The 3,514-nt window shown below is 36.5% G+C and carries 5 protein-coding genes; 2 read left to right on the top strand and 3 right to left on the bottom strand.

Translation table 11 applies throughout. From position 1 onward, the window contains the following. Positions 1-233 precede the first annotated feature (233 nt). The gene (locus G6047_RS00415; RefSeq protein WP_169525344.1) at positions 234-716 is read right to left on the bottom strand and encodes a hypothetical protein; all 483 of its coding nucleotides are present in this window, start codon (positions 714-716) and stop codon (positions 234-236) included. Between the two features lie 201 nt (positions 717-917). On the opposite strand from G6047_RS00415, the gene G6047_RS00410 reads away from it, so the two are divergent. After that, complete coding sequence (locus G6047_RS00410) at positions 918-1,283, top strand: hypothetical protein (RefSeq protein ID WP_169525342.1); 366 nt, start codon at positions 918-920, stop codon at positions 1,281-1,283. Between the two features lie 3 nt (positions 1,284-1,286). Continuing rightward, positions 1,287-2,369 (top strand): nucleotide-binding protein, encoded by a 1,083-nt coding sequence (locus G6047_RS00405; RefSeq protein WP_169525340.1) that lies wholly within the window; start codon positions 1,287-1,289, stop codon positions 2,367-2,369. Between the two features lie 148 nt (positions 2,370-2,517). On the opposite strand, the gene G6047_RS00400 is transcribed toward G6047_RS00405, so the two are convergent. Both G6047_RS00400 and G6047_RS16700 read right to left on the bottom strand, forming a co-directional pair. Then, positions 2,518-2,985 carry a hypothetical protein gene (locus G6047_RS00400; protein WP_169525338.1) on the bottom strand — a complete coding sequence of 156 codons (468 nt, stop codon included), beginning with the start codon at positions 2,983-2,985 and terminating at the stop codon, positions 2,518-2,520. 123 nt (positions 2,986-3,108) lie between these two features. Beyond that, positions 3,109-3,514 (bottom strand): hypothetical protein (locus G6047_RS16700; RefSeq protein ID WP_211165349.1); only part of this gene is annotated, 406 nt, incomplete at its 5' end.

The raw sequence follows: 3,514 nt of genomic DNA, 5'->3' as shown, positions 1-3,514 counted from the left end.
TGGTTTTACCAGCGCCATTACATCCAGCAATAATATATAGATTTGGTTTTATCACGACGTAAATATACCAATTCTAATGATGTTTTGTATCGGCGATTTTTAGGCATTTCCACCAACGTTTCGCGGCTAAAAGAAGGCGCGGTTTCCGGAGATTGTTGTCTCGGCAGGACGTAAATTTACTGAAAAAATGGTTGGTTCACTGACCTGAATGGAGCGCTTTTTTTTAGCCGCTGTTAGGCGTTCGGTTTATCTCCAAACCTGTTATTCCAGTTCGTGATTTTTAGCTTGAATAATTTATGTTCTTTAATACGTTCTATGAACTGAATGTCAAAACTCGATATTTGAACGACTTCAAAATTTATATCGATACGATGTTTTAATCCATTTTCTTTTAAAATACTTTCTAAGTTAGATTGAGGCAAGTTTTCAATAATTAAAGTATTAGAAATCGGTTTGTCAAACTGATAAATTGTCAATTGATTACTTTCTAATTTTAAGATTTCTTGTAATTTTTTTAAACTTGTTCGAATGTCAAATACCATATTTCTGACCTCAACATCTTGCAATTCGTTTTCTAAATTTATTTTCAAATCGGTTTTCCACCATTCAATTATTTCATGAGGATTAAATTTGTGTATGAAAATAAAATCGAAGTTCATATCGATCAATTCCCAGATTTCTAAATTCGACTCAATTTCAAATAAAACGTGGTTCATTTCGTATTTTGATTTTTAAAACTGACGCCTAACGTTTGGCAGCCAAGCGCGGTTGCGGACTTCCGGAGAAAAGTTGGCTCGGCTGAACGTGAAATTACAAAGAAAAACGATTGGTTCAATTATCTGAAAGCAGCAATCGCGTCTTGGGTGCGGTTATAAGCTGCCAAAATTTTGTAGATTTGATACTAAATTGAATTGCGTATGACCAAAAATCCTACTTTACCAGTTCAGACGGACTTTTTAGAAAAATTTGGAGAAATAGCTGTACAATCTCCCACGGCGATAGTCACCTCGGTTTTGTCGACCCTTTTGGGTTATGGTATTTCGTTTTTGATATTCGACTATCGAAAACCAGCGGGAAAAAAGAAGGCTTCAGTGTATTTCCATGCGGTGATAGGGTTAACTTATACCGCATTCATTTTCATTGTTTCAAACTTCAGTATCATGAAACGGGATATGACAGCAGAAGATATAAACAAGGCAATGCCATTTACCTTAATGATAAGTTTTGCAGTTGCATTTTTAATAATCGTATCGGTTTCGATATATAAAGAAATAAAAAAATAGACCATGGCAAAAGTAATCAGTATTGTTAGTGGTAAGGGCGGGTGTGGTAAAAGCTTATTGACCGCGGTTTTAGGGCGAGCGTTGGCTAAGGAACAGCAACGCGTTTTGATTGTCGACATGGATATTTTTGTAAGAGGATTGACTGTGTTGCTGGACAGCTTTGGCAATTACGGATATAAGAGTCCTTTTAATATCACAACATCGGATTTGTTAGGAGTTTATCGAAATAATAGTAAAAATTACGACCCTTTGTCAATTCCTGATTTAGCTATTGAGCGTTTTTTTGAATGTGATGTTTTGCGGGCCGTATCGAATATATCACAGCCATTAGATTATAATGACAAGGACTTAAGTGATCAAGATTTTTGTAATGCACAAATTAATTATTTGCTATCTCATAAATCAGTGTCCGTATATGACTATATATTGATTGATAATCGTGCTGGCATGGACAGCTTAGTGTTTGCAAGTTGTTCAAACTCTGATATTATATTGAGTATCGCGGAAGATGATGAAGTAGGGCGAATTACTAATTTAAACCTAGTTAACTTTATTAAGTTTTCTAAGAATGTCAATCACATATTTTCTATAATTAATAAAGCAAGGAAAATTAGAGATGTAGAGGAAATAAGTAAAAGGTTAAATGAGCGTTCAGATTTTAGCGTGGTAGGTGTTGTTCCTTTTGATATTGAAATTCTAGAGAATTTTGGCAGTGAGAAATTCTGGCATACAGTTACAGAAACTCTTTATTTTAAATCGGTTATAGATAGTTGGAATAGAATTTCTAAGACAAATGCGTTGGTGGATATAAAAGAGTTCCGATACAATTTTCCACCCAAGATTTTTATGAATAAAAGTCAGGGCCGATATACACTCGTTGAAAGGATGTTGAGAGTATATAGCATATTATTCATTTTTGTGGGCATTGGAATCTATGTGTATTCAAAATTTTTGTACGAGCAGATAAGTAGATTAGATTTAATAAGTTTACTATCGGTTGTCATTGGTGTTTTCTCTCTTGTTCTTAGTACTGCAGGATTTAAATCTTTTATTTCAGGAAAAAAAAATGATTCGCAATCAGACTAGTATTGGTAGCTTATAACGTTTGGCAGCCAAGCGCGGTTGCGGACTTCCGAAGAAAGTTGGCTCGGCTGAACGTAAAAGTAATTAAAAAATGATTGTTTCAATTAACTGAAACCAGCAATCGCGTCTTGGGTGCGGTTAGTAGCTGTTGCTATTCCAAATTTATACATGATTTCCAAAATTTCGTCACCTCAAAAATAAGATATTCAGCATCTACCTTTTGTTTTCCGATTGAGATAACAAATCCGAATTTTGCGGGAAACATCATAGGAAAGCTGCAATCTATTTCGCGTCCAATTTTTGGAATGTGAACAGAATCCGTTTTATGTTTTGCGTGATTACAGACCAATCTAATTAGTCTAAGTTTTTGGTCAAAATCTTCATGGAGTAAATTTTCGTCAAAATTAAACTTGATGCCTTTCATAACATTTATTTTCTGACGAGCTATGTCCGTCAATGCTGTATCTTCAATTGAAGAATTAACAATCCATTCCGGTAGCGCATTTAAAGTCAGAAAGCAATCTAGCAATTCATATATATGACTCGTTTTTGAAAGTCGTTCTATATCGTAGTCTAGTTTTTTTAGTAGGTCATGAAAATTGTCTAATTCTGGTAACATTTGTTGAAGGTTTAGATCTTTCGCACGGCAATAGCTACTAACGTTTGGCAGCCAAGCGCGGTTGCGGACTTCCGAAGAAAGTTGGCTCGGCTGGACGTGAAAGTACAAAGAAAAACGGTTGGTTCAATTACCAGAAAGCAGCAATCGCGTCTTGGGTGCGGTTACCAGCTGGCTGCGCTCTAGGTTCGCTGAGGAAAATTGAGATTTTTGTCTCGGCGGAATGAAAGATAGAATTACCGAAATGTTTCTGCGGAAACGAATAGGTTCAACTTTGGAAAAAATCTCAATTTTCAGTCGGCTGGCGGATTGGTCGGAACAAAGCTTGTAGCCCAGAATAAGATGAAGGCTGCAAGCGACTTTCGATCGAGCCGACAGCCGGCCAAACAGTTGTACGTGCGCAGCTTGCTGGTAACGTTTCGCGGCTAAGCGAGGTTGCGGTTTCTGAAGAAAGTTGCCTCTGCTACCGCGATGGAAGTTAAGAAAAAAGTTGGTACAATGAATCGAGTAGGAGCAATCTTGCTTAGCCGCT

Source organism: Flavobacterium silvaticum (assembly GCF_012911565.1).
GTDB lineage: Bacteria > Bacteroidota > Bacteroidia > Flavobacteriales > Flavobacteriaceae > Flavobacterium > Flavobacterium silvaticum.
This window is presented reverse-complemented; position numbering and strand designations above follow the sequence as displayed.

Coding starts and splice junctions, on each gene's coding strand:
- G6047_RS00415 (WP_169525344.1), bottom strand. CDS start 716: ATGAACCACGTTTTATTTGAAATTGAGTCGAATTTAGAAATCTGGGAA.
- G6047_RS00405 (WP_169525340.1), top strand. CDS start 1,287: ATGGCAAAAGTAATCAGTATTGTTAGTGGTAAGGGCGGGTGTGGTAAA.
- G6047_RS00410 (WP_169525342.1), top strand. CDS start 918: ATGACCAAAAATCCTACTTTACCAGTTCAGACGGACTTTTTAGAAAAA.
- G6047_RS00400 (WP_169525338.1), bottom strand. CDS start 2,985: ATGTTACCAGAATTAGACAATTTTCATGACCTACTAAAAAAACTAGAC.